The following is a 22,398-nucleotide window of genomic DNA, read 5'->3' on the forward strand; positions in this document are numbered from 1 at the left end:
GTGGTCACTCGAGGAGCAGTCGGGCGTCGGCCTCGACCATCCCCGACTCGTCGCCCGGAATCTCGTCGAACCAGTCGACGATGAAGTCGTCGGGCTCGACGTCGTCGTTCTCGATAGCCTCGGGGTTCAGCTGGGGGTCGGGGCGGTCCGCTGGACCCGCCACTGGCACGGCCCGGAAGACGACGTGGGTCGTCGACTCGAACACCTCCTCGGAGCCCTCGACACGATGGTCAACCCGGCGGAGGCGCTCGGTTCTGGCGAACTCGACGGCGACGCCGGTGAGGTGTTCGATTTCGGCGAGTGCTGACGGGAGCCAGTCCTCGTCCGGCTCGACCTTCACGTTCGGCATGAGCGGGGTGCCAGATGGCTCGTGGACCATGAGCAGGATTCGACCCTGTTCGTCGATGATTCCGGCGATGGCGCGGCCCGCATAGTCGGCCTCGCAGTGGTCCTTCCCCTCGTGGTCGTTGGGCGTCTCTCGGTAGTCGGCGCCGACCTCGTCGGCGAGCGATTGCAGGTCGGTGAACTGGTCGAACGTGGGCGGTACGTCGGTCTCGGTGGGTGTGGCGTACTCGGACATGTGTTGGGAGTGTCGGTGGTTCGCGGGCGGTTCGCCTGTCATCGGTGGAGGAACGGGTGGACGTCAGAAACGACGGTCCGGTCTCTTCGTTCGCGGTCGGTCAGCGGGCGGGCGTCAGCTGGGGACCTGGAATCGGGAGAGATGTCTCTCATGTGTCCTGTCGAATTTCGGATTGGCAGTCGCTCGGTGGTCGGTGTCGCTGTCGTGATCACGCTCGCGTTCGGCCCTGTGCTGGCCGAACACCGGAGACTCGCGCTCCGGAGAAGTAGCTACTGGAGACTGATACAAGTAACTGGCGATTTAATTTTGCACTGCTTCTGCGTTTAATAATTCGATGCCCGGGGATAAAAGTCTTGGGGTGCTGCTCGCCTGACAGGTGGGGCGCACCCTCACGGCTGCCGACCCGGAGAACATCTGCCGATACCGAATCCCTTTCCACCCATTGTACCGTCATCGCGAGCAATGAGCGAACACATCGCCGTCATCCCCGGCGACGGTATCGGACAGGAGGTCGTCCCGGCCGCCATCGAAGTACTGGACGCGGTCGGCAACTTCGAATTCGAGTACGGTGAAGCGGGCGACGCCACGAAAGCAGAGACCGGCGACGCACTCCCGCCGGAGACACGCGAACTCGCGGCACAGGCTGACGCGACGCTGTTCGGCGCAGCCGGCGAGACCGCAGCAGACGTCATCCTCCCGCTGCGCGACATCGTGGACTCGTTCGTGAACGTGCGCCCTGCCCGCGCGTACCCGGGCGTGGACGCGCTCCGCCCCGAGACGGACCTCGTCTTCCTGCGCGAGAACACCGAAGGCGTCTACTCCGGCCACGAAGACCGTCTCTCCGACGATCTCTCGACGCTGACCCGCGTCGTCACCTCGTCGGCTTCGGCCCAGCTCGCCGAGTACGCCTGCGAGTACGTCGACGAGCGCGACATGGACAGCTTCCACGTCGCCCACAAGGCAAACGTCATGCGCGAGACCGACGGGCGCTTCCGCGACACCGTCGTCGACGTGGCCGAGTCGAACGGTGTCGAGACCGAGGAGGTCCTGATGGACGCCTTCGCGACCCACATCTGTCTCGACCCGACGCAGTTCGATGTCGTCGTCTGCCCGAACCTCGCGGGCGACGTGCTCTCGGACCTCGCGGCTGGCCTCGTGGGCGGCCTCGGCCTGCTCCCGAGCGCCAACATCGGCCCGGAGAACGCCCTGTTCGAGCCGGTCCACGGGACCGCCCCCGACATCGCCGGTGAGGGCGTCGCCAACCCGTCGGCGACCATCCTCTCCGCCGCCATGCTGCTGGAGTACCTCGGCTACGACGAGGAGGGGCAGGCTGTTCGTGACGCAGTCGAGAGCGTCCTCGAGGAAGGCCCGACCACCCCCGACCTCGGCGGCGACGCCAGCACCGAAGAGGTCACCGCGGGCATCGTCGAGCGCCTGTAGACCGACACCAGTTCTCTTTCTGCTGCATCGCAAGGGCTGGGCAGCTGTTGCTGTCCGATACTCCATGCTATCAGTTCACACAATCGAGAAAGATTCGGCCTTTCTATTCAGAAACAAACACACTATCCGGCACAAACAATTAAATCCGTGCAGTCACCACACACGAATAGGAACTCAAGAGGACAGTATGCTACCTGCAGAGAGAAAACGAAAGATCGTGGAACTCGTATCGGCCCAGGACGGGTGCTCCGTGCAGGAACTCGCGGACCACTTCGGCTTCTCGAAGGCGACCGTCCGGCGCGACCTCCAGCAACTCGAAGATGACGGGATGATAGAACGCTCCCACGGTGGGGCGGTCCCGGTGACAACCGTCGGGCGCGAACAGACCTACGGGCAGCGAGAGGTCCAGAACTTAGAGGAGAAGATGGCCATCGCCGCCCGCGCCGTCGAGGAGATCGTCGAAGGGCAAGTGGTCTGCTTCGACTCCGGGACGACGACGATGGAGGTCGCGAAACAGACGCCCAAGGACGGGTCGGTTCTCACCGTCACGAACTCGCCCTTGCTGGCGCTCGAACTCGGGAAAGACGAGAACGAGGTCAAACTCACGGGCGGGACGCTCCGCGAGCGGACCCGAGCGCTCGTCGGCCCGAGCGCGGAGCGCTTCATGGAGCGCATGAACTTCGACTTGCTGTTCCTGGGGACGAACGCGGTCGACGTCGAGGCGGGGCTGACCACACCCAACGAGGACGAAGCACGCATCAAAGAACAGATGGTTGGCTGTGCGGAGACCGTCGTGCTCTGTGCCGACAGCACCAAACTCGGGGACAGAAGTTTCGTCCAGTTCGCCACCCTCGACGATGTGGACGTGTTCGTGACCGACGCCGAGCTCACCGACGAACAGCGCGAGGCGTTCTACGCCGCGGGCGTCAGACTCGTGACGGAGGTCGCCTGATGATACTCACGGTCACCCTGAATCCGGCCGTCGACCACACCGTCACGGTCGACGAGGCGTTCACCCCCGACACTGTCCACCGGGCGGGGTCGGCCCGGTACGACGCCGGGGGGAAGGGCATCAACGTCTCGAAGTATCTCGTCGAGTTGGGTCGCGAGACCGTCGCGACCGGTGTCCTCGGTGGGTTCCTCGGTGAGTTCGTCCGTGAACGCCTCGCCGCCGACGGAATCCCGCAGGACTTCGTCGATATCGACGGCCTCACCCGTCTGAACACGACGGTTCTGGGAGAAGAAGAGTACAAGGTGAACCAGAACGGCCCGACCGTCGGCGTCGAGGCCATCGACGCCGTCATCGAGACCATCGAGCACCACGAGCCAGAGCTGGTCGTCGTGGCTGGCAGCCTCCCGCCGGGCCTCACGACCGACGCGATAGACGCCATCAGTCGCGCGGGCGACTGGCAGACAGTCGTCGACGTGGGCGGGGCGACACTGCAGAGCCTGGACGCGAACTACGCACTCTGCAAGCCGAACCGGGCCGAGCTCGCTGCCGCGACCGAGATGCCCGTTGGGACGGTCGACGAGTGTGCCGCCGCGGCTGAAGCCTTCCGTGAGGAAGGGTTCGAGACGGTCGTCGCGTCACTCGGGTCGGATGGAGCTGTCCTCGCCTCGTCCGATGGGACGTACCACGCACCCGCACTCGACGTGGACGTGGTGGATACCGTCGGCGCAGGTGATGCACTGCTGTCCGGCGTGCTGGCCGCGCTCGACCGCGGGGTCTCTCCCCGGCAGGCCCTGGGAGAAGGGGTCGCCGTCGCGTCGAAGGTGGTTGCCGTGGCGGGAACGAGCATCCCCTCTCTTGCCGACCTGCCGACGGACGCCGAGCACGTCTCGGTCACGGTCCACTGATGGGTAGAGCGCGTGTGCCCGAGATTCGCCCTTCTGGCGATGTTTCAGCCCAAAACAAACATAAACGAAAATATTCGAAAGTACTTTTGAACCGTATCTGAACTATTGTGATGGACACACTCATGGCAATGAAGGACACGGCAGAGGGGGCGCTCAGAACACACGTAACGAACGTCAAGGAACACCTGATGACGGGTGTCTCGTTCATGATACCGTTCGTCACCATCGGCGGTATCTTCATCGCGCTCGGGTTCGCAGCCACCGAATTCGTCCCGGGCACGCCGGCGATCGAGAACCTGGCGAGCCAGCCCGGCACGCTGGACTGGTACCTCGTCCAAATCGGCGGGGCAGGGCTCACGTTCATGGTGCCGATACTCGGCGCGTACATCGCGTACGCCATCGCCGATAGACCGGCACTCGCACCCGCGTTCATCCTGACGTACATCATCCAGCAGCCGGCCGTCATCGAACAGACCGGCAAGCTCATCGGACTGAACGCGGGGGGCAAGCCCGCGGGCTACCTCGGGGCCATCGTGGTCGGTCTCGTGGTCGGCCTCGTCGTCCGGTGGTTCAAGAACCTGGACGTACCGAAGGCGGTCAAGCCGATGATGCCGGTGCTCATCATCCCGGTCGTCTCGACGGCGGTGCTCACGCCCGTCGTCCTGTTCGCGCTCGGGGTCCCGGTCGCCATCGTGAACGACGCGCTGACCTCGTTCCTGTCGAGCATGCAGGGCGGCACGGCCATCGTCCTCGGCCTCATCCTGGGTGGGATGATGGCGTTCGACATGGGCGGCCCGGTGAACAAGGTCGCGTACGTCTTCGCGGTCGGTCTCATCGCCGCCGAGGGCGGTGCCGTCACCAAGCCGATGGCCGCGGTGATGATCGCGGGGATGACCCCGCCCATCGGCATGGCACTCTCGAACCTCATCGCTCCCCACAAGTACTCCGAGGAGATGTACGAGAACGCCAAGAGCGGCCTCGTCCTCGGGGCGTCGTTCATCACGGAAGGGGCGATTCCCTACGCAGCGGCCGACCCGCTCCGGGTCATCCCGAGCATCATCGCCGGCAGTGCGGTCGCGGGCGCAACTTCGATGGCACTGGGCGTGACGATGCCCGCTCCCCACGGCGGCATCTTCGTCTTCCTGCTGTCGAATAGTCCGCTGCTGTTCCTCGCCTGCGTGGTGCTGGGGTCGCTCACCACCGCGGCCGTCGCGACGCTCATCAAGCCCGACTACGAAGAGCGCATGGCAGAGAGCAGAGCAGAGGGTGACGCACAGCCCTCGGACTGAAAATCGAAGATAAACTACCAACGACCGCCCGATTGGCCCATTTCACGTACACGCAATACGATACGATACCATGCAACAGCCACAACCCGACATCCGAGAGATACTGACGACCGACACCGTCGCCCTGACCACCGAACCCACCGACAAGCACGACTGTATCGAGACGCTGCTCGACCTCGTGGTCGAAACCGGTCGTGTCGACGACCGGGACGCAGCCCTCGACGCGCTCCTCGCTCGCGAGGAGGAGACGACGACCGGCGTCGGCAAGGGAATCGGTATCCCGCACGCGAAGACCGACGCCGTCTCCGAACCGACGCTCGCGTTCCTCCGCTCCGAGGCCGGCATCGACTTCGACGCGATGGACGGCGAACCGGCACACCTGATATTCATGATACTGGTCCCCGAGAGCGGGAGCCAGGACCACCTCAGCATCCTGAGCAGCCTCTCGCGGGCGCTCATGCACGACGACGTACGTGAGGCGCTGTACGACGCCGAGTCACCCGACAAAGTGGTCGACGTGGTCGTGGAGGCGGTCGAATGAGCGAACGAATCGTCGAGGTCGTCCCCGCCGACGGCCTGCACGCCCGACCCGCCGCGAAGTTCGTCGAGGCCGCGAACGAGCACAAGGCCGACGTGACGGTCCAGCCCGTCGATGGCGACACCGACCCGGTCGATGCCCGGAGCATGCTCGGCGTGACGAGTCTCGGTGTGGCCTGTGGCGATTCCGTGAAACTGACTGCCGAGGGGGCCGACGCCGATGAGGCGCTCGACGCGCTCGAAACCGTCCTCTCCACGCCGGAGGCCGAACAGGACGCATGAGCTGGCGACTCGACGGCGTCGGTGCCACGCCCCGGTCCGGGGTCGGCACCGTCGTGTGGTACGACCCGGACGCGAGCCTGGACGAGCCGCCCGATCCGGAGACGGTCGACGCGGACGCCGAGCGCGAGCGCGTCGCAGACGCCCGCCAGACCGCACGGGAAGAACTCGAAACTGAGCGCGAGCAGACCCGCGAGCGCATCGGCGACGAGGAGGCCGAAGTGTTCGACGCACACCTGCAGTTCCTCGACGACCCACAGCTGGTCGACGCCGTCGACGACGCCATCGACGAGGGACTACCCGCCGAACACGCTGTCGTCGCCGGGTTCGAAGACCCCATCGCCCAGTTCGAGGGCATGGACGGCATGATGGCCGAGCGCGCGGACGACCTGCGGGACATCCGCGACCGCCTGGTCCGCCTCCTGACCGATGGCGACCGGGTCGACCTCGGGGACGTCCCCGAGGGCACGGTCCTGCTCGCGGAGCGACTCACGCCGAGCGACACGGCCCAACTCGATTCCGACCGCGTGGCCGGCTTCGCGACGGTCGAAGGCGGTCGTACATCCCACGCCGCCATCTTCGCTCGGTCGCTCGCCATCCCGGCCATCGTCGGGCTGGGCGACCAGCTCAGCGAAGTCGAAGAGGGAGCGACCGTCGTCGTGAACGGCGACGACGGAACGCTCGTCGTCGACCCCGACGAGGAGACCCGGACCGCGGCCGAACAGACGGAGACGGTCGAACTCCGCCCGGACCCGGTCACGACCGCCGACGGAACTCCCGTCGAGGTTGCGGCGAACCTCGGCACACTCGCGGAACTGGACGGTGCAGTCGAACAGGGCGCGGACGGCATCGGGTTGTTCAGAACGGAGTTCCTGTTTCTGGACCGCACCGCCCCGCCAACCGAAGACGAACAGGCCGACGTGTACTCCGAGGCGCTCGACGCCTTCCCCGAGGGGCGCGTCGTGGTCCGGACGCTCGACGTGGGTGGCGACAAGCCCATCCCGTACCTCGATCAGCCCGACGAAGACAACCCATTCCTCGGCGAGCGCGGCGTCCGCCGGTCGCTCGGGCGCGACACCGACCTGTTCGAGACGCAGTTGCGCGCGCTCATGCGAGCGGCCGCTGTTGGCGACGGGGACCTCGCGGTCATGTTCCCCATGGTCGCGACCGTCGAGGAACTCGACACCGTCTTGGCGCGGGTCGAGTCGGTCGCATCGGACCTCGAATCAGCGGGTATCGCCTACGAGGTTCCCGAACTCGGGGTCATGATAGAGACCCCCGGAGCCGTGTTCCTCGCGGACGAACTCGCCAGCCGGGTCGACTTCCTCAGCCTCGGAACGAACGACCTCACGCAGTACGTCATGGCCGCGGCCCGCGAGAACGACCGCGTCGCGGACCTCCACGACCCGCTCCATCCGCCAGTCCTGCGCGCGATCAAGCGGACCGTCGAGGCCGCCCACGCGAACGACGCCTGGGTCGGCATGTGCGGCGAGATGGCCGGTGACCCCGAAGTCACGGAACTGCTCGTCGGGCTCGGCCTCGACGAACTGAGCATGAGCGCCGTCACCGTCCCCGCAGTGAAGGCGGGCGTCGAAGCCGTCACCGACGACAACGCCGCCGCCCTCGCAGAACGTGCATTGTCAGCACAGACCAAAGACCAAGTGCCCACCACCACCAACGATTCACCATGAAACTCGTCGCAGTCACGTCCTGTCCGACCGGAATCGCACACAGCCAGATGGCAGCAGAGAACCTCGAACAGACAGCGCCGGAACTCGGCCACGAGATCAAGGTCGAGGTCCAGGGCGCGATGGGCGCGGAGAACGAGCTCACGGCCGCGGAGATCGACGCGGCTGACGCGGTCATCATCGCCGCAGATACGGCCGTCAGCCGCGACCGATTCGAGGGAAAGCCCCTCGTCAAGGGAACCGTGAAAGACGCGGTCAACGACCCCGAGGGACTCATCGAGCAGGCCCAGGCGGAGGTCGACGGCGCTGGCTCGGCGGAGGCAGCTGGAGACGAGGCTGCCGAATCCGAGACGGCCACGACCGACACCACGGATGCAACCACGACCGACACCGAGCCCACCCAGCGCCCGAAGGGCGGCGACCGCTCGAAGGGGCTGTTCGCGCGGCTCAAGCGGCTCTTCTCCTGAGTTCGCCCGATTCGTTCCCGTCTTCTGGTCGGAGCCCTACCCGCGGAGTCGATACGCTTTTCCACCAGCCATCTGACACGCCGGTATGGACGAGGTCTCCCGAACTGCGAGCGTGTACGAGGGTGACACCGCGGCGTTCGTCGAGAAGTACCGATCGGAATCGGTCGCGGCACTGTACGGGCAGCGGTTCTTCGAAGCCCTCGCCGGTGAACGGGTCCTCGACGTCGGTTGCGGGCCCGGTGCCGACTCGACGGTGTTCGCCGAGCGCGGCTTCGAGGTGACGGGATTCGACCGGACCCGGCCGTTCCTCGAGACGGTACGCGAGCAAGTCCCCGAGGCTCGCGCCGCTCACGGCGACATGCGCTGGCTCCCCTTCCGTGACGATGCCTTCGACGGCGTCTGGAGCTCTGCCTCCCTGCTTCACGTCCCGCGCGAGGACGTTCCTGCGACGCTCCAGGAGTTCCGACGGGTCCTCGCCCCGGACGGCGTCGTGTTCGCGTCGCTCAAGCGCGGCGAGGAGAGCGGCTACAGCGAGGATGGCCGGTACTTCGAGCGATACACGCCAGCGGAGGTGCGACGGCTGTTCGCGGAGAACGGGTTCGACTGCGTGGACATCGAGATAGAAGAAGTGCCGGACACCGAGCCGCCGCTAGCATGGATCAGCGTCCTCGCGGGTGACGTGCGTCCCGCGAGCGAGGATTAGTTCTCGGTCAACGCATCGACCAGTTCGGGCGTCCCCAGAATCGTCGGGACACGCTCGTGCAGTTCTCCAGGCTCACGGTCGAGCAACCGCTGTCTCCCGTCGGTCGCTGCCCCGCCCGCGCACTCGACGATGTGGGCAACGGGGTTCGACTCGTACTGGAGCCGCAACACGCCGTTGGGCCGCCCCTCGTGTTCGGGGTAGCACAGCAGGCCGCCGTTGGCCAGCAGGTGTCCCATGTCCGCGACCATCGCGCCGGTGTACCGGAGTTTGAGGCCGACCTCGCCCGCCAGATCGAGCACGCTGGCCGGCATCCCATCGTCGGTCCGGTCGATGGTTCCGACGCCGTCGAGTCCCACGACGGTAGCCTCGTCCGGAAGCGTCACCTGACTGGGCGCGACCCGCTCCCCATCGCGAACGACCCACTCTGTTGCCTCCCCCTCGTGAGCGACCGTCATCGTCGTCAGCGGGCCGTACCGGACAACCGCGCTGGCGACGAGAGTCGTTCCCTTCGCGGGCAAGGGCGCATCGTACACGCCGACGACGGTTCCGACGAGGTTGTTCGACGCGAGGTTCGAGGAGCCGTCGACCGGGTCAACCGTGACGGAGAAACCTGTCCCACAGTCGACGACCGATTCGCGTTCTTCGCTGGCGTAGGCACCGACCGCATCGAGCGCCGTCAGCCGGTCGTGGAGCAGTGCGTCGACCCGGTCGTCGGCCGCGATGGTGTGGTCGCCGGAGGGGTTCTCGCCTGCCGAGACCATAGCCGCGGAATCGCCGCGACTGGTCGCGAGCGCCCTGCGGATGGCCGGCTCGGCGGCAGCGACGGCGTCGAGGACCGCTGCGACGCCCGTGGTCATTCGAGTGCGCTGGCAGCGTTGGCCGCGGACTCGCCCTCGAACACCACCTGTTCGAGCGCGTCGAGGAGCGCGTGCGGCTCGTCGGCCTGCCAGACGTTCCGGCCCACCGCAAGGCCCGACGCCCCGGCCTCCATCGCCGTCTCGACGAGTTCGAGGAACTCCCGGGCGCTCGTTTTCGAGCCCCCGCTGAGGACGACCGGCATGTCGGCGGCCGAATCACACGCCCAGGCCATCGCCTCGGGCGAGCGCGGGTACTTCACCTTCGCCAGGTCCGCACCCAGTTCTAGTGCCACGCGGGTCGCGTACGCGATGGTACCCGGTTTGCGGTGCTCCTTGATGGCCTGCCCGCGCGGGTAGGACCACATCGCGACCGGGAGGTCGTACTCGCGGGCTGCCTCCTGCACCTCGCGGAAGTCCGCGAACATCTCGGGTTCGCGGTTCGTCCCGGGATAGACCGTGTAGCCGACCGCGTCGGCACCGAGTTCGGCCGCGTACTCCACGGAACACGTCGGTGGGGCGTATGGCTCGCCCTCCCACAGGCTGCTCGACCCGTTCAATTTCGCGAGCAACGAGACGCTGTCGTCGTACGAGGGATAGTACGTCTCCGCGAGCCCCTTCTGGACGGCGAAGCCCGTCACCGCGTCGTGGGTCGCCATCTCGAACACCGTCTCAGGGTTGAGTCGTGCCTCGACACCGTCGAACGCCGTCGGCCCGTGTTCGAGCCCGTGGTCGTGTGCGAGGATGATTGCCTTGCCGTCTCTCGTCAGCGCCGAGTCCACTTGTGGCTGCATAGCACGACCGACGGGAAACAAACAAAAACAGTTTTTGAATATGTTTGTTTACTATTGTCTCTGTCTGTAATAGGGCTGGTTTCGAAACCTGCTGTCCGGTCTGACCGTCCGAAACCGAGACCAATTCGGCCTCGGCACCGCGCTTAACCCCTCTGCAGCCGTATCTCTACCCGTATGCCGACCATCGAGATCTCCGAGAAGACCCAGGAGCGACTCGACCGCCTCCGCGAGGAGGACGAGACAGACGACGAGCTCATCACCGAGCTCATCAACATCTACGAGGCGAGCGAACGGACCCTGTTCCACGCAGGGGACTGATTCTCTCTATTTCTCTGCCCGGGCGCACACCGAGTCCCACTTGCCCTTCGATTCGAGGTGTGCCTGGAGCGTCTCCGCGTACTCGCTCGCGAGCTTGCTCGCCGCTTCGGTCCGCTCGGCTTCGCGCTTCTTACCGCCGCCACCCATCCCGAGCGCACTTTTCACGGAGTCGAACAGACCGCCACCGCCGCCACTGCTCCCACCGGAACCACCGGGGGCCCCACCCATGCCCTGCATCTGCTGTGATATCTTCTCCAGTTCCGGGATGACCGCCGAGAGTTTCTCGTCGTTCGCGACGATACGAGCCTCCTCCGGGTTCTCGGGGTTCTCTATCTCGAACTCGATGGCGCTCATGATGAGGTCCCACTCCTGGTTCGAGAACTCGGAGTCGAGCACCTCCTGATTGAACTCCTTGTCGACGGTCATCCGGTCGCCCACGATAGTGTCCTGCCAGTTAGCCATACCCGATAGTTCGGGGACGGCCCGTATCAGAATTGTGTCTCGCCGAGGACGCAACCCCAATGGTTTGTCAGGCACGGTATAAAATTATTCTGCCAGTTGGCCGACCGCGACAATCAGGCAGTCGTTTAGTGGTTCTGACACTGGAACCGGGAACTGGTCCCCATGGACGAAGACAAGTACCCTCCAGAGACCGATAGACGACGGTTCGTCAAAGGCGTCGTCGGTGGCTCCTCCATGGCAGCCATCACGACTGCCGGCGCGGCCGCAGTGAACAGCAGCACGACCGACGTGGGCAAGGGCGGCGGGTCAGTGACCTACCGTGCCATCCGGAACACCGACGGCCCCGCCCCGCGCGGCCTTCCCCAGATACCGCTCGAAACGGACGAGGACGGCTACCTCAAGGGTGTCTGGCCCGAGGCCGAGACCAGAACGCTCGAAGACGGCACCGAGATCACCGTCGCCGAGACCGAGATCGCCGGCGTCACCTACTCCTCGCGCTGGTTCCAGTACTGCGGCGTCCAGACGTACCGCAACATCCAGCCCGACTCGGACCACGACAACTACCTCCGGTACGAACCCGCGACGACGTACGACTGGCAGCGCCAGGCGGTCGAAGGCGGGGAGAAGGTCCACCCCGAGGACTTCGTGCCCTACGAGGACTGGACGAACCACATCGGTGACCCGGGGTACGGCAAACCCGCCGACTGCAACTGGCGTTCCCACGCGGACTCGGTTCCCGCAGAAGAGAGCCTCGCCGTGCAGGTCATCCGGAGCCCGCTCATCGAGGAAGCCGCGAAGGAGGACGACTGGGTCGCCGCCTCGACGGTAAAGGGCTGTCTCGCCTTCATGAACAAGTGCACACACTTCTGTTGCATCCCCGGGTTCAAAGACAGCGGCGACGCGCCGAAGTTCGGTGCGGCGAACAAGAGCTACTGCGGCTGTCACCAGTCGGTGTACGACCCGTTCGACATCGTCGAGAAGACGTACATCGCGTTGCCGCGGCCTGACGAGTAAGACCGCAACACGGCCGGGGCGGCCGACCGAAACCGGTTAGAACGCGCCGTCTTCGAGTTCGACCGTCGCGTGCAGGCTCTCCTTGAGCGCGTCGTGGACCTTACAGAGGGCCTCTGCTCGCTCGACGACGGCGTCGGCCTTGTCGCCGACCTCGTTCTCGACCTGCACGTCGAACGTGATGGCGTCGAGTTTGTCGTCGTCGTTGAGGTCACCGGTGGTGTGGATCTCGACACGGCCGAGGTCGCCGGCCTTGCGCTGCTCGGCGGCGACGCGGAGCGCGGGCACGAAACACGCCGCGTAGGAGGCCAGCAGGCTCTCGAGTGTGTCCGGTGCGGCCTCACCGGTCGCGTCGATGCTGGTCTCGAAGTCGCGAATTTCGTTCGTCGCGCTGAACCCCTCCTCGGAGATGGTACGGACTTCCTTGGACATTGCGTTAAGTACATCTCACGGAAGCGGGGTAAGCGTTGGCCTCCCGGTGGTTGCTGTCGCCGTCTCGGACGCGGAGCGAGCGCGCGTGTTGACCCTCGAAACCGCACGACTCCGGTCGATTCTGGGACCATCGTGGGACGAATCTGGGTCTAACCTGTGGTCGAGTTTCGTGTAACCTCGGCGAACGCTCTTTAGCTACTTCGGGCTCTCTGCATCTGGAGTTCAGACATGAAAGCACGAACGATGACCGCGGTCGGGTTCGCCGCCCTGCTCCTCACGTCGAGTGTGTTCGGCGTGGTGGCTGCGACGCCCGACGAGACGACGACCGACCCCGAATCGACCGGCGACTGGACCGCCGAACTGACCTGGTACCTCGGACTGTTCGACCTGAGCGACGACCAGGTCGACGCCATCGTTGCCGAGGCCCAGCGCATGCACGACGACGGCGCGACCGCACACGAGATACGTCGCGAGGTCGTCGACTCGCTTCGCCAGTACGGCGTCGACGAGCGCGAGATTCGCGAGAAGGGCCAGCTGCGTGTCCTGTACAACCTCAAGACGCACTACGACCTGACCGCCGCCCAGCTCGACGAGCTGACGACGATGGTCGTCACGATGTACGAGGATGGCGAGGCCATCCCCGAAATCAAGCACGCCGTCGTCTGGCAGCTCCAGGACTACGGCGTCGACACGAGCGACCTCGAAGAGCGCATGTGGCAGGCACGGTACGACCACCTGCTGAAGCGGTACGACCTGACCGAGTCCGAAGCCCAGCTCATCGTCGACGACGCCCGTGCCCTGTTCGAGGACGGCGCGACCTGGGACGACATCCAGGACTCGGTGCGCTCGCACCTCCGCGAGTTCGACGCCCAGCGCGTCGACCAGGGCCACTGGCGCGACAAGCTCCAGCACGTCAAGAAGGTCCACGACCTGGCCCACCGGTACGGCCTCAGTGCCGAGGAGATCCGTGACGTGGCCACCACGGCCCGTGAGATGAAGGCCGACGGCGCGAGCGACGAGGAGATTCGCACCGCGGTCGGCGAACTGGTCCGTGACTACGCCAGCGACGACCGCCCCACGGACGGCAGCGACCGGCTCAGCCAGCTCGCCGAGCGCCTGCAGGCGAACTTCCCCCTGACCGACGGCGAGGTCCGCGACATCGTCTCGACCGCCGAAACGATGCACGAGAACGGTGCCGACCGCGAGGATATCAAGCAGATGGTCCGCGAGAAGGTGACGCAGTACACCGCTGACGACCGCAAGAAGGTCGTCGCGAAGCGCGTTGCCCACCACCTGCACGCCGAGTACGACCTGACCCGCGAGGAGATTCACACGGTCCTCGTGGAGGCCCGTGACCTCCGGAACGACGGTGCGTCCTGGGCCGAGGTCCGCGAGTACATCACGGACCGCGCCGAGGAGCTCTCGGGTGACGACGCCACCGGGGAGGCCGACCCCGAGCGTCCCGACGATGCGGACGAGACGGACTCCCGGCGACTCGTCGCCCCGGCCTGAGCTGACAGCCGGCCCTCCGAGTGTCACCCCCCGACCCCCGTGACTTATTACAGCGTTCGCGGTACAGGAAACAGACATCGATGCGAAAGGTGCTCTGGTGGCTCATCGGCGGTGCTCGCGGGGGTCGGAACCGCCTGCGCATCGTCTACGCGCTGGACCAGAAACCGATGAACACCAACCAGCTGTCGAACGCACTCGACCTCGACTACAAGACGGTGCAACACCACCTCGAACTCCTGACCGAGAACAACGTACTGATGACCATGGGCGACGACTACGGCAAGACCTACTTTCTGACCGACCAGATGGAAGCGAACATGGACGTCCTCGACGAGATCGCCGAGCAGGCGGACCTGGGTGATGTGGATGTCTGAGGTCCGTGCGGGCCGCCGGACGCTCGCCGTCGCGCTCGTCGCATTCCTCGTCGCCATCGTCGCGACGTTCCTGTTCACGCGCCTCGTCGGCCGGCTCCCGTTGACCGACCATCCCGAAATCGCCATCCAGCTGGTGGTGAAGATGTTCGTCTCGACGTTCACCGTCGTCCTGCTCATCGCCCTGACGATGAACTACCTCACCGTCTACCGCGAGCTTCCGAACCGGTTCACGCTGAGTCTCATCATCTTCTGCCTCTCGCTGCTGCTGTACGCTCTGACGTCGGTCCCCATCGTCGCGATGATATTCGGCGGCTTCCGGCAGGGACTCGCCGCGAGTATCGGCCCGTTCGCGTTCATCCCCGACATGTTCGCGAGCATCGCGGTGTTGATACTGTTGCACCAGAGCTACGAGTGACCGAGTTCGGCTGAAAAGTAAGAACGGTCGGGTTACCGGTCCAGCAGGTTCTCGCTCAGCTCCCAGGACTCGTCGCCCTCGAGGACGACGACCTCGGCGTCGCTGCCCGTGGCCGTGACCTCGCGTGCGAAGTCGTTGGGGTCCTGCTCGATGGGCGGGAACGTGTCGTAGTGCATCGGGAACGCGTAGTCCACGTCCAGCCAGTCGACCGCGATGGCGGCCTGCCACGGCCCCATGGTGAAGTGGTCGCCGATGGGGAGGGCGGCCGCGTCGGGCTCGAGGTGCGGGCCGATGACGTCACGCATCTCGGTCATCAGTGCGGTGTCGCCCGCGTGATAGAAGGTCTCGGACTCCTTGTCGTCGACCTGCGTCGGCTTCGTGTTCGAGATGATGAAGCCGCCCGGCATCCCGCCGGAGGTGCCGTAGCTGGTGTCCATCCCGTTGGTGTGGTCGGCGCGGTGCATCGTGATGTAGGCGTCGCCACACTCGACGGTGCCGCCGAGGTTCATGCCCATGCCGCCGACTGCCTCGTACTCGCCGAACTCGTCGCGGCAGTACTCGACGACCTCGGGTGTGGCGACGAGTTTCGTCCCCTCGTAGCGGTCCACGTCGCCGATGTGGTCGGCGTGCCCGTGTGTGAGGAGCAGGTAGTCCGGGTCCAGCTCCTCGGGGTCGGTCGACGTCTTCGGGTTGTCGAAGAACGGGTCGATGAGCAGCTCTGTATCGCCGACCGTCACGGACCACGTCGAGTGGCCGTACCAGGTGAGTTGCATGGCAACTGGTACTACTCCCGAGATACACTTAAAACTGCACGCGGCGGCAGGGCTGGTCCCGTGTCCGACGGGTTATATGAGTCGGACTCACGTAGCCGACGGCATGCTCGCGTTACAGCTCAGTGACTTCATGCTCGAACTCAAGGAGGGCTCCATCAAGAACGTCGGTCCGGCGAACAAGTCGGGGTCGGCGAAACTGTTCGACGTCGCGGAGGCAGAGGCACGGGAGTTCGGCGACAAGCGCGTGAAGCTGGTCTGCGAAGACGACGACGGAAACGAGGTCCAGGTCGCGCTCTTCCCGGAACAGGTGCGGTCGCTTACGGACGATATCGAGAAACTCGAAGAGGAGTCCCCGGTGTTCGAGTGAACCCCGGAACCACCAGTGTGGGATACGCACGCCGGCAGGGCAGTACCCAGCTACCCGGCCGGCAGGTTGGTCGATTCGTCGGTCGAGTGCCCGAATCAGGCGTTGTTCATCCGCTGGCTGGAGCGCTCGCCACACGTCTGGCACTCCTTGACGCGGTACGGTTCGCGGGAGAACTGCGCGTTCTCCGTCTTGGAACTCTCGGTGATGATCTGGACGGAGACCTTGTGTAGCGTCTCCGTGCTGCAGCAATCGCAGTGTTCGGTCAGCCCGTTGAATGAGTCGTCAGTCGTTGCCATATCTGAAGATTACCCTCTACTGTTATAATGCCACATTAGCGTTTTCAAGCTGAGAAATAACCCTGTTGTACCACCAGGTGGTGAATTTTGACACTGTTCAGACCGGGTACAAAAACCTTATATTTCGTAACCGGTGACGTATGTGCGTGGACGACGAGCGGCCAATCGAGGAGATTCTGGACACCATCGGCGACGAGCACGCACGCGAAGTGCTCGCCGCGGTCAGCGAGGAGCCTCGCTCGGCCAAGCAGGTCGCCGAATTCTGTGACCTCTCCCTCCCAACGGTGTACCGGCGAATCGAGATGCTCAAAGAACACCAGCTCGTCACCTCAGAGACCCTCGTCGCGAAAGACGGGAACCACTACGACGCCATCAAGTCGAACTTCGACGCGACGGTCATCCGTCTCAAAGAGGACGAGTACGACATCCGGATCTACCGCAAGGAGAACCTGCCGGACCGGTTCTCCAGTCTGTGGGACGAGCTCGGTCGCTGACCGGGCTCCGGCGGTGCAGTTATGTTCTCGGGCACAGTAGCAGGAGAGCAACCGTGGTAGAGTTGCTCGAAATCGCTGGAATGGTGCTGATGTTGATGCGTCTCATCCTGTTCGCGCTCGCGCTGGGATTGACCTTCATCAGTTTTCAGGCGTACAATCAGAAGGGCGGTAAACGGCTCGAATCGGCGTTCATCGGCTTCGCCTTCATCAGTATGGGCGTCGCCCTGACCAACATCAGCATGCAGATAACGGAAGGCGTCATCTACTTCAACATCGCCGAAACGGTGCCGTTCATCGTGGGGTTCAGCATGCTGTATCTCTCCTTGTACCGCTGAGCGAGTTTCGACAACAGTTTTAGGCCGGGTCCATTCTACTCCGGCAAATGGGTAACTGTATCATCTGTGGTGCCTCGGTTGACGGGCACATCTGTAAGAGCCACGAGGAGGACGTCGTCTTCACGTTCGAGGGCGATTCACCGAACCAACTGACCCCCGGCCGCTACTACCGCGGCAGCGTCGACGGCTTCGCCGAGTTCGGCGTGTTCGTCGACATCGGGACCTCGGTCACCGGTCTGTTGCACCGAAGCGAACTCGACAAGCGACTCGACAGCCTCGACTGGAAGTCGGGCGACACCGTGTACGTGCAGGTGACGGACGTGCGCGACAACGGCAACATCGACCTCGGCTGGTCCATCCGACAGGCCGAGTCCGAGTTCCGCGGCAAGCTCATCGACAACCCGAGCGGTGACCGCCTGCCCGAGGAGGACAAACAGGAGGTCGCGGCGACGACCGACGGGAGCCAGCAGGCCGCGACGCAGGTCCGCACGCCCGACGCCGACGACGCCCAGCCGACGACCGAGAAGACCGAACCGCCGACGGAGGCGCCCGACGAGGGAAACGCTGACGCGGCGGTCGAATCGAGCGACGACGACGCCAGTGAGGCGTCCGAATCGAGCCAGGAGCCCGAATCGAGCCAGGAGCCCGAATCGAGTCACGAGCCCGAGCCGAGCGACGACGAGCCGCTCGCCCGGACTGAGATCGAAGCTCTCGCCGACAACGTCGGCAAGGACGTAAGCATCGAGGGCGAGGTCATCAGCGTCCGCCAGACCTCCGGCCCCACCGTCTTCGAGCTCCGCGACGAGAGCGGTGTCATCGAGTGCGCCGCGTTCGAGGAGGCAGGTGTCCGCGCCTACCCCGAGGTCACCGTAGACGACGTCGTCCGCCTCGTCGGTGAGGTCGAGCGCCGTCACGACAACATCCAGGTCGAGACCGAGTCCCTGACCATCCTCGAGGGTGACGAGGCCGCAACCGTCGAAGACCGCATGCAGGCCGCGCTCGACGACGAGGCCGACCCCGGCACGGTCGACCTGCTTGCCGACCACGACTCCGTCGCCGCCGTCTCCGACGAGATTCGCGAGGTCGCGACCGCCATCCGCCGCGCCGTCATCGAGTCGCGCCCGGTCGTCGTCCGCCACCGTGCGAACGCCGAAGGCTACGTCGCCGGTGCCGCCATCGAGCGCGCCGTGCTCCCGCTCGTCCGCGAGGAACACGCCCGCGACGACGCCGTCTACCACTTCTTCGAGCGCCGCCCGCTCGACGAGCCGGTGTACGACATGGACGCCGCGACGAACGACGTGACGAACATGCTCGACGCGCGCGAGCGCCACGGCGAACAGCTCCCCCTCGTCGTGCTCGCCGACCTCGGCAGCACGCTCGAGTCCCAGGAGAGCTACGACCTGCTCGACGTGTACGACGCCGACCGCGTCGTCGTCGACGCGGGCCACCCCGACGAGGAGATCGTCGATTCCGTCTCGGGCATCGTCAACCCGCACCTCGCCGGTGCCGGTGACGACGTGACGAGTGCGACCCTCGCCGCGAACGTCGCCGTCCACGTGAACGAGGACGTGCGCGAGGACCTGCTCCACCTGCCCGCCATCGGCTACTGGCAGGACACGCCGTCGGTGTACACCGACCTCGCCAGCGAGGCCGGCTACAGCGAGGACGAGACCCGCGAACTCCGCGAGGCCATCGCCCTCGAAGCGTACTACCAGTCCTACAAGGACAAGCGCGAACTCGTCACCGACCTCCTGTTCAACGAGAGCGACGGGCTCGCGGGCCACGTCAGCAAGCAGTTCCGCATCAAGTTAGAGCGCGAACTCGAGACCGCGCGCCGCAACGTCTCGACCCGCACTGCACAGGGCATCGAGTTCGCCGTGCTGGACGCCGACGCGTTCACGCACCGCTTCGACTTCCCGCCGACGGAACTCCTGCTCGACTCGCTCCACCGCGAGCAGGCCGCCGAGACCGACGAGCCGCTCGTCACACTCGCGCTGGGTGACGACGACCTCTACCTCCGCAGCACGGAGTACGTCGACGTCCGCGAGGTCGCCGACGAGGTCGCCGAGGTCGTCTCCGACGCTGGCCTGAGCGTCGTCGGTGGCCGCGACGGCCACCTGGAGTACCTCTCCGGCGAGCGCGACGACGTGCTCAACGCGACGGTGTCGGCCATCGCGAAATCGTTCAAGCCCGAATAACTGCGAGACGCGACGCGACCGCCGAACCGCCATCTCTCCTCCCGCGACCGGTCCTGACTCGTTAGACTCGCTAGCTGTCGGTCACTCGGCGGGCCTGCGTCTCGTCCACTGACGGTTCGTCTGCCGGCTTCTGAGACACGTCGTACACCTTCTGGAACTCCTCGACCGGGACCCGGTCCAGAACCTCGACGGTTCCATACGTCCCGTCGACCCGGATGCGCTCGCCGGTCTGGATGCGGGCCGTCGCGGACGGGACCGAGACGACCGCCGGGATGCCGTACTCACGGGCCACGAGCGAGCCGTGGGTCATCCGCCCGCCGACCTCGGTGACGAGGCCAGCCGCGTTGAGGAACAGCGGCGTCATGCCGGGGTCGCAGAACTCCGTGACGAGAATCTCACCGTGGTTGAGCGTCTCCTTCGTGGGGTCGCGGATGACCCGCGCGACGCCCTCGACGACGCCCCGCGAGACGGGTGTTCCTTCGAGCGCGCCGTCTTCGGCGATGCGTGGCTCGCCCAGCGCCTCGCCGTCGCTGGTGATGACGCGCGGGGCGTACATGGCGGTGTGGTGGGCGAACAGGGCCTTGCGCCGGCGGATGTCGGGCGCGATGGGCTCGCCGGCGAGGGCGGCCTGGAGTTCGTCGAGCCGGAGGAGCCACACGTCCTCGGTGTCGATGAGCACGTCGGCAGCTTCGAGCGTCTCGCCGGCGGCCACGAACTGGGCCCGGGTCTCGGCGAGCAGCCGGGCGATGCCGTACTTCGGGTGCTCGCGGATGGCGAGGTAGCCGCGGTAGACGGCGACGAGTCGGCGGACGGCGGCGGCGCGGGCCTGGGCCTCGACGTAGTCGAGGTTCGCCCTGATCTTCGTCGCCTGGACATCCTCGGCGACGGCGACCTCCAGTCGCGTCGCGGCAGCCTCGGCCTCTCGGACGAGGGTCTGGAAGTGTTCCTGGTGACCACTCGTATCGCCGCCCACGAGCGAGCCACGGACCGCCTGCAGCAACTGGGTGGGGTCCTCGTTCCACCGCGGGCGCGAGATGTCTATCTCGTTCGGGCCGCGGAACCCGTACTCGTCGAGGAAATTCTGGAGCGCCGCGTCGAAGGCCGCGCCGCCCTCGACGGCCGCGACAGTCTCGCGGTCCTGTCCGGCCTCGATGGCGCGGGCGACGGCCGGAAGCGACCGCGCGAGGTCCGCGAGGTCACCTAGGGCGAGCGTCATGTCGGTGACCACGTCGCCCGCCAGACCGCGGCCAAGTGCATCGATGTCGGCCTCGTGGCCGGGGCAGAGCCGCCGGAGCGCGGCCCCTGCGATGAACGTGGCGTAGAACGGGAAGAACCGACCGACGACGCCGAACAGGGAGCCAGAGAGTTCGTCGCGTGCGGCCTGGACCCGCTCTTCGACGGTCTCTTCGGTACGGATTCGTTCGACCGCCTCGGTGGCGAACTCGTCGTACCAGTCGCGCTGCCGGTCCGCGACGGTCGCGGGGTCGCCGAGGGCGAGTGCTCCGACGGCGCTGCCGACGATGCGCGAGACGAGTGGTGTGGCGTGGAGCCCGGTTCGCACGCCGCGACCGACCGTCGTGACCAGCCCGTCCTCGTCGGGCCAGGGGTCGCGTTCGTCGAGGAAGTCCCCGATGGCGACGGCCGCCGGTTCGTCCACGCTGGCCATCGCCCGGAGATAGCGCTCGCGGAGCCGTGGGGTCCGGACGAGTGGCGTTAGGTCCTGGTAGATTCGACCACCCGCGACGGCGGTGTCGGACAGCCCCTCGAACCCGAATCGGGTCATCGATTCGTCGAGCAGGCTGCGCCAGAGGTCGACCACGAGCGGCGGCATCGCCGCCGACATGGCCTCCTTGTGGTTCCAGCTGTAGTAGAGATGCAACTGGTCGTCGGTCGGTTGCGGCTCGGGGACCGGGAACAGGGTCGTGATGGGGCGCGCCTGGAGGATGAGGAACCGGTCGTCGTCGCGGCACCACTCCACGTCCATCGGGCTCCCGAACAGGTCGTGCGCCTGGTTCCCGATGTCGACGAGGCCGCGGACCTCGTCGTCGGTGAGGACGCGCTGGCGGCGCTTCTTCGCGGAGACCTGCGTCGTCTCGGTGCCACCTCCCGGCGTGGCGTGGACGGCCTGGCGCTTCTCGCCGACGGTGTAGTCGAGGACGTCCCCAGTCCCGGCGTCGGCGTGGATGGTATCCGCCGTGACGAGGCCGCCGACCTGTGACTCCCCGAGGCCGTAGCCCGCGTCGATGGTGACGCGGGCCCGGTTTCCAGAGACGGGGTCCGCGGTGAACAGGATGCCCGACGCCTCGGGGTAGACCATCCGCTGGACGACGACGGCGCAGCCGACCTCCTCGTGCGGGATGCCGTTCCGCTGCCGGTAGACGATGGCCCGGTCGGTGAACTCGCTGGCCATGCACTCGACGACCGTCTCGCAGACCGCGTTCGGGCCGACGACGTTCAGAATCGTGTCGTGCTGGCCCGCGAAAGAGGTGTGTGGCATGTCCTCGGCGGTCGCGCTGGACCGGATGGCGTAGGCGTCGTCGATGCCGAGGATGCCGAGCTCGCCGATTATCTGCTGGCGAACCTCGGGCGAGAGCCGTCTCGCCCGGATGGCCTCACGGGTCCGCCGCCCTGCTTCCTTGACGGCAGCGGTATCAGCTGGGTCGAGGTCGGCCAGGGCTTCGATGCGGGCCTGCACCGTCGGGTCGGCCACCACCTCGCAGTAGACCGCCGTGGTGACGCAGAACCCGGCCGGGACCGGTAGGTTCGCGCCCACGAGTGTCGCCAGGTTCGCGCCCTTCCCCCCTGTCCACGTCGGGTCGGTTGCGAGCGATTCGGCCAGCGGAACGACTGTTGGTACTCCCACTTGTGCTCCCCCCAGAGTGCGCCCTATACGGGCCGTAGCGATATGACGGTTCCGCGATTC

At 65.9% G+C, this 22,398-nt stretch carries 26 protein-coding genes; 18 read left to right on the forward strand and 8 right to left on the reverse strand.

Features of this window, described 5'->3' with window-relative positions; translation table 11 throughout:
- Positions 1-4: 4 nt before the first annotated feature.
- Positions 5-580: a hypothetical protein gene (locus tag N6C22_RS13590; RefSeq protein WP_261651657.1), complete on the reverse strand. Its 576-nt coding sequence runs from the start codon at positions 578-580 to the stop codon at positions 5-7.
- Between the two features lie 462 nt (positions 581-1,042).
- Between N6C22_RS13590 and N6C22_RS13595 the strand changes: the two genes are divergently transcribed.
- The 9 genes from N6C22_RS13595 (at position 1,043) to N6C22_RS13635 (ending at position 8,840) form a co-directional block, all read left to right on the forward strand.
- Positions 1,043-2,020 carry an isocitrate/isopropylmalate dehydrogenase family protein gene (locus N6C22_RS13595; RefSeq protein WP_261651658.1) on the forward strand — a complete coding sequence of 326 codons (978 nt, stop codon included), beginning with the start codon at positions 1,043-1,045 and terminating at the stop codon, positions 2,018-2,020.
- Between the two features lie 187 nt (positions 2,021-2,207).
- A complete protein-coding gene (gene glpR, locus N6C22_RS13600; protein WP_261651659.1) occupies positions 2,208-2,972 on the forward strand; it encodes an HTH-type transcriptional regulator GlpR in 765 nt (254 codons plus the stop codon).
- Complete coding sequence (gene pfkB / locus N6C22_RS13605) at positions 2,972-3,877, forward strand: 1-phosphofructokinase (RefSeq protein ID WP_261651660.1); 906 nt, start codon at positions 2,972-2,974, stop codon at positions 3,875-3,877. Before glpR ends, pfkB begins: the two co-directional genes overlap by 1 nt.
- A gap of 128 nt (positions 3,878-4,005) precedes the next feature.
- A complete protein-coding gene (locus tag N6C22_RS13610) occupies positions 4,006-5,166 on the forward strand; it encodes a PTS fructose transporter subunit IIC (protein ID WP_261652563.1) in 1,161 nt (386 codons plus the stop codon).
- A 70-nt stretch (positions 5,167-5,236) separates the two neighbouring features.
- On the forward strand, positions 5,237-5,707 hold the full coding sequence (locus N6C22_RS13615; protein ID WP_261651661.1) for a PTS sugar transporter subunit IIA: 471 nt from the start codon (positions 5,237-5,239) through the stop codon (positions 5,705-5,707).
- Entirely contained in the window at positions 5,704-5,985 is a 282-nt protein-coding gene (locus N6C22_RS13620; RefSeq protein WP_261651662.1) for an HPr family phosphocarrier protein, read from the forward strand. The genes N6C22_RS13615 and N6C22_RS13620 overlap by 4 nt, the downstream gene beginning before the upstream one ends.
- Positions 5,982-7,673, forward strand: coding sequence for a phosphoenolpyruvate--protein phosphotransferase (ptsP, locus tag N6C22_RS13625; protein WP_261651663.1), 1,692 nt, complete (start codon positions 5,982-5,984; stop codon positions 7,671-7,673). Before N6C22_RS13620 ends, ptsP begins: the two co-directional genes overlap by 4 nt.
- On the forward strand, positions 7,670-8,137 hold the full coding sequence (locus N6C22_RS13630) for a PTS fructose transporter subunit IIB (RefSeq protein ID WP_261651664.1): 468 nt from the start codon (positions 7,670-7,672) through the stop codon (positions 8,135-8,137). The genes ptsP and N6C22_RS13630 overlap by 4 nt, the downstream gene beginning before the upstream one ends.
- 85 nt (positions 8,138-8,222) lie before the next feature.
- On the forward strand, positions 8,223-8,840 hold the full coding sequence (locus tag N6C22_RS13635) for a class I SAM-dependent methyltransferase (RefSeq protein WP_261651665.1): 618 nt from the start codon (positions 8,223-8,225) through the stop codon (positions 8,838-8,840).
- On the opposite strand, the gene N6C22_RS13640 is transcribed toward N6C22_RS13635, so the two are convergent.
- A complete protein-coding gene (locus tag N6C22_RS13640) occupies positions 8,837-9,697 on the reverse strand; it encodes a class 1 fructose-bisphosphatase (protein WP_261651666.1) in 861 nt (286 codons plus the stop codon). The two genes, N6C22_RS13635 and N6C22_RS13640, sit on opposite strands and share 4 nt — an antisense overlap.
- Positions 9,694-10,488, reverse strand: a complete 795-nt coding sequence (locus tag N6C22_RS13645) for a class I fructose-bisphosphate aldolase (RefSeq protein ID WP_261651667.1) — start codon at positions 10,486-10,488, stop codon at positions 9,694-9,696. Before N6C22_RS13645 ends, N6C22_RS13640 begins: the two co-directional genes overlap by 4 nt.
- A gap of 174 nt (positions 10,489-10,662) precedes the next feature.
- On the opposite strand from N6C22_RS13645, the gene N6C22_RS13650 reads away from it, so the two are divergent.
- Positions 10,663-10,806 carry a hypothetical protein gene (locus N6C22_RS13650; RefSeq protein ID WP_261651668.1) on the forward strand — a complete coding sequence of 48 codons (144 nt, stop codon included), beginning with the start codon at positions 10,663-10,665 and terminating at the stop codon, positions 10,804-10,806.
- Between the two features lie 6 nt (positions 10,807-10,812).
- Here the strand turns inward: N6C22_RS13650 and N6C22_RS13655 are convergent, their stop codons facing one another.
- Positions 10,813-11,268: a DUF5799 family protein gene (locus N6C22_RS13655; protein ID WP_261651669.1), complete on the reverse strand. Its 456-nt coding sequence runs from the start codon at positions 11,266-11,268 to the stop codon at positions 10,813-10,815.
- 162 nt (positions 11,269-11,430) lie between these two features.
- Between N6C22_RS13655 and N6C22_RS13660 the strand changes: the two genes are divergently transcribed.
- Positions 11,431-12,282 (forward strand): ubiquinol-cytochrome c reductase iron-sulfur subunit, encoded by an 852-nt coding sequence (locus N6C22_RS13660; RefSeq protein WP_261651670.1) that lies wholly within the window; start codon positions 11,431-11,433, stop codon positions 12,280-12,282.
- A gap of 36 nt (positions 12,283-12,318) precedes the next feature.
- On the opposite strand, the gene N6C22_RS13665 is transcribed toward N6C22_RS13660, so the two are convergent.
- Positions 12,319-12,711, reverse strand: coding sequence for an OsmC family protein (locus N6C22_RS13665; RefSeq protein ID WP_261651671.1), 393 nt, complete (start codon positions 12,709-12,711; stop codon positions 12,319-12,321).
- A 228-nt stretch (positions 12,712-12,939) separates the two neighbouring features.
- Here N6C22_RS13665 and N6C22_RS13670 point away from each other — a divergent pair, with 228 nt between their 5' ends.
- The 3 genes from N6C22_RS13670 to N6C22_RS13680 all read left to right on the forward strand — a co-directional run bounded on the left by N6C22_RS13670 (position 12,940) and on the right by N6C22_RS13680 (position 15,012).
- Positions 12,940-14,223, forward strand: coding sequence for a hypothetical protein (locus tag N6C22_RS13670; RefSeq protein WP_261651672.1), 1,284 nt, complete (start codon positions 12,940-12,942; stop codon positions 14,221-14,223).
- A gap of 80 nt (positions 14,224-14,303) precedes the next feature.
- Entirely contained in the window at positions 14,304-14,597 is a 294-nt protein-coding gene (locus N6C22_RS13675) for a winged helix-turn-helix domain-containing protein (protein WP_261651673.1), read from the forward strand.
- Positions 14,590-15,012 (forward strand): hypothetical protein, encoded by a 423-nt coding sequence (locus N6C22_RS13680; RefSeq protein ID WP_261651674.1) that lies wholly within the window; start codon positions 14,590-14,592, stop codon positions 15,010-15,012. The genes N6C22_RS13675 and N6C22_RS13680 overlap by 8 nt, the downstream gene beginning before the upstream one ends.
- Positions 15,013-15,044: 32 nt before the next feature.
- Here the strand turns inward: N6C22_RS13680 and N6C22_RS13685 are convergent, their stop codons facing one another.
- Entirely contained in the window at positions 15,045-15,785 is a 741-nt protein-coding gene (locus tag N6C22_RS13685; protein ID WP_261651675.1) for a metal-dependent hydrolase, read from the reverse strand.
- Positions 15,786-15,888: 103 nt separating this feature from the next.
- Between N6C22_RS13685 and N6C22_RS13690 the strand changes: the two genes are divergently transcribed.
- Positions 15,889-16,152, forward strand: coding sequence for a hypothetical protein (locus tag N6C22_RS13690; RefSeq protein ID WP_261652564.1), 264 nt, complete (start codon positions 15,889-15,891; stop codon positions 16,150-16,152).
- A 95-nt stretch (positions 16,153-16,247) separates the two neighbouring features.
- Here N6C22_RS13690 and N6C22_RS13695 read toward each other — a convergent pair whose 3' ends face one another.
- Positions 16,248-16,448 carry a hypothetical protein gene (locus N6C22_RS13695; protein WP_261651676.1) on the reverse strand — a complete coding sequence of 67 codons (201 nt, stop codon included), beginning with the start codon at positions 16,446-16,448 and terminating at the stop codon, positions 16,248-16,250.
- Between the two features lie 146 nt (positions 16,449-16,594).
- On the opposite strand from N6C22_RS13695, the gene N6C22_RS13700 reads away from it, so the two are divergent.
- The 3 genes from N6C22_RS13700 to N6C22_RS13710 all read left to right on the forward strand — a co-directional run bounded on the left by N6C22_RS13700 (position 16,595) and on the right by N6C22_RS13710 (position 19,475).
- The gene (locus N6C22_RS13700; RefSeq protein ID WP_261651677.1) at positions 16,595-16,942 is read left to right on the forward strand and encodes a helix-turn-helix domain-containing protein; all 348 of its coding nucleotides are present in this window, start codon (positions 16,595-16,597) and stop codon (positions 16,940-16,942) included.
- Positions 16,943-17,022: 80 nt separating this feature from the next.
- Positions 17,023-17,277: a hypothetical protein gene (locus tag N6C22_RS13705; protein WP_261651678.1), complete on the forward strand. Its 255-nt coding sequence runs from the start codon at positions 17,023-17,025 to the stop codon at positions 17,275-17,277.
- 47 nt (positions 17,278-17,324) lie between these two features.
- Positions 17,325-19,475, forward strand: a complete 2,151-nt coding sequence (locus N6C22_RS13710; protein WP_261651679.1) for a DHH family phosphoesterase — start codon at positions 17,325-17,327, stop codon at positions 19,473-19,475.
- 70 nt (positions 19,476-19,545) lie between these two features.
- Here the strand turns inward: N6C22_RS13710 and N6C22_RS13715 are convergent, their stop codons facing one another.
- Positions 19,546-22,338 carry a PEP/pyruvate-binding domain-containing protein gene (locus N6C22_RS13715; protein WP_261651680.1) on the reverse strand — a complete coding sequence of 931 codons (2,793 nt, stop codon included), beginning with the start codon at positions 22,336-22,338 and terminating at the stop codon, positions 19,546-19,548.
- Between the last annotated feature and the right edge of the window lie 60 nt (positions 22,339-22,398).

The sequence above is a fragment of the Haloarchaeobius sp. HME9146 genome (genome assembly GCF_025399835.1).
Classification (GTDB): domain Archaea; phylum Halobacteriota; class Halobacteria; order Halobacteriales; family Natrialbaceae; genus Haloarchaeobius.

What these genes read in the sequence shown, in the direction of transcription:
- N6C22_RS13590 (WP_261651657.1), bottom strand. Translation starts at nt 580, where the DNA reads ATGTCCGAGTACGCCACACCCACCGAGACCGACGTACCGCCCACGTTC.
- N6C22_RS13595 (WP_261651658.1), top strand. Translation starts at nt 1,043, where the DNA reads ATGAGCGAACACATCGCCGTCATCCCCGGCGACGGTATCGGACAGGAG.
- glpR (WP_261651659.1), top strand. Translation starts at nt 2,208, where the DNA reads ATGCTACCTGCAGAGAGAAAACGAAAGATCGTGGAACTCGTATCGGCC.
- pfkB (WP_261651660.1), top strand. Translation starts at nt 2,972, where the DNA reads ATGATACTCACGGTCACCCTGAATCCGGCCGTCGACCACACCGTCACG.
- N6C22_RS13610 (WP_261652563.1), top strand. Translation starts at nt 4,006, where the DNA reads ATGAAGGACACGGCAGAGGGGGCGCTCAGAACACACGTAACGAACGTC.
- N6C22_RS13615 (WP_261651661.1), top strand. Translation starts at nt 5,237, where the DNA reads ATGCAACAGCCACAACCCGACATCCGAGAGATACTGACGACCGACACC.
- N6C22_RS13620 (WP_261651662.1), top strand. Translation starts at nt 5,704, where the DNA reads ATGAGCGAACGAATCGTCGAGGTCGTCCCCGCCGACGGCCTGCACGCC.
- ptsP (WP_261651663.1), top strand. Translation starts at nt 5,982, where the DNA reads ATGAGCTGGCGACTCGACGGCGTCGGTGCCACGCCCCGGTCCGGGGTC.
- N6C22_RS13630 (WP_261651664.1), top strand. Translation starts at nt 7,670, where the DNA reads ATGAAACTCGTCGCAGTCACGTCCTGTCCGACCGGAATCGCACACAGC.
- N6C22_RS13635 (WP_261651665.1), top strand. Translation starts at nt 8,223, where the DNA reads ATGGACGAGGTCTCCCGAACTGCGAGCGTGTACGAGGGTGACACCGCG.
- N6C22_RS13640 (WP_261651666.1), bottom strand. Translation starts at nt 9,697, where the DNA reads ATGACCACGGGCGTCGCAGCGGTCCTCGACGCCGTCGCTGCCGCCGAG.
- N6C22_RS13645 (WP_261651667.1), bottom strand. Translation starts at nt 10,488, where the DNA reads ATGCAGCCACAAGTGGACTCGGCGCTGACGAGAGACGGCAAGGCAATC.
- N6C22_RS13650 (WP_261651668.1), top strand. Translation starts at nt 10,663, where the DNA reads ATGCCGACCATCGAGATCTCCGAGAAGACCCAGGAGCGACTCGACCGC.
- N6C22_RS13655 (WP_261651669.1), bottom strand. Translation starts at nt 11,268, where the DNA reads ATGGCTAACTGGCAGGACACTATCGTGGGCGACCGGATGACCGTCGAC.
- N6C22_RS13660 (WP_261651670.1), top strand. Translation starts at nt 11,431, where the DNA reads ATGGACGAAGACAAGTACCCTCCAGAGACCGATAGACGACGGTTCGTC.
- N6C22_RS13665 (WP_261651671.1), bottom strand. Translation starts at nt 12,711, where the DNA reads ATGTCCAAGGAAGTCCGTACCATCTCCGAGGAGGGGTTCAGCGCGACG.
- N6C22_RS13670 (WP_261651672.1), top strand. Translation starts at nt 12,940, where the DNA reads ATGAAAGCACGAACGATGACCGCGGTCGGGTTCGCCGCCCTGCTCCTC.
- N6C22_RS13675 (WP_261651673.1), top strand. Translation starts at nt 14,304, where the DNA reads ATGCGAAAGGTGCTCTGGTGGCTCATCGGCGGTGCTCGCGGGGGTCGG.
- N6C22_RS13680 (WP_261651674.1), top strand. Translation starts at nt 14,590, where the DNA reads ATGTCTGAGGTCCGTGCGGGCCGCCGGACGCTCGCCGTCGCGCTCGTC.
- N6C22_RS13685 (WP_261651675.1), bottom strand. Translation starts at nt 15,785, where the DNA reads ATGCAACTCACCTGGTACGGCCACTCGACGTGGTCCGTGACGGTCGGC.
- N6C22_RS13690 (WP_261652564.1), top strand. Translation starts at nt 15,889, where the DNA reads ATGCTCGCGTTACAGCTCAGTGACTTCATGCTCGAACTCAAGGAGGGC.
- N6C22_RS13695 (WP_261651676.1), bottom strand. Translation starts at nt 16,448, where the DNA reads ATGGCAACGACTGACGACTCATTCAACGGGCTGACCGAACACTGCGAT.
- N6C22_RS13705 (WP_261651678.1), top strand. Translation starts at nt 17,023, where the DNA reads ATGGTGCTGATGTTGATGCGTCTCATCCTGTTCGCGCTCGCGCTGGGA.
- N6C22_RS13710 (WP_261651679.1), top strand. Translation starts at nt 17,325, where the DNA reads ATGGGTAACTGTATCATCTGTGGTGCCTCGGTTGACGGGCACATCTGT.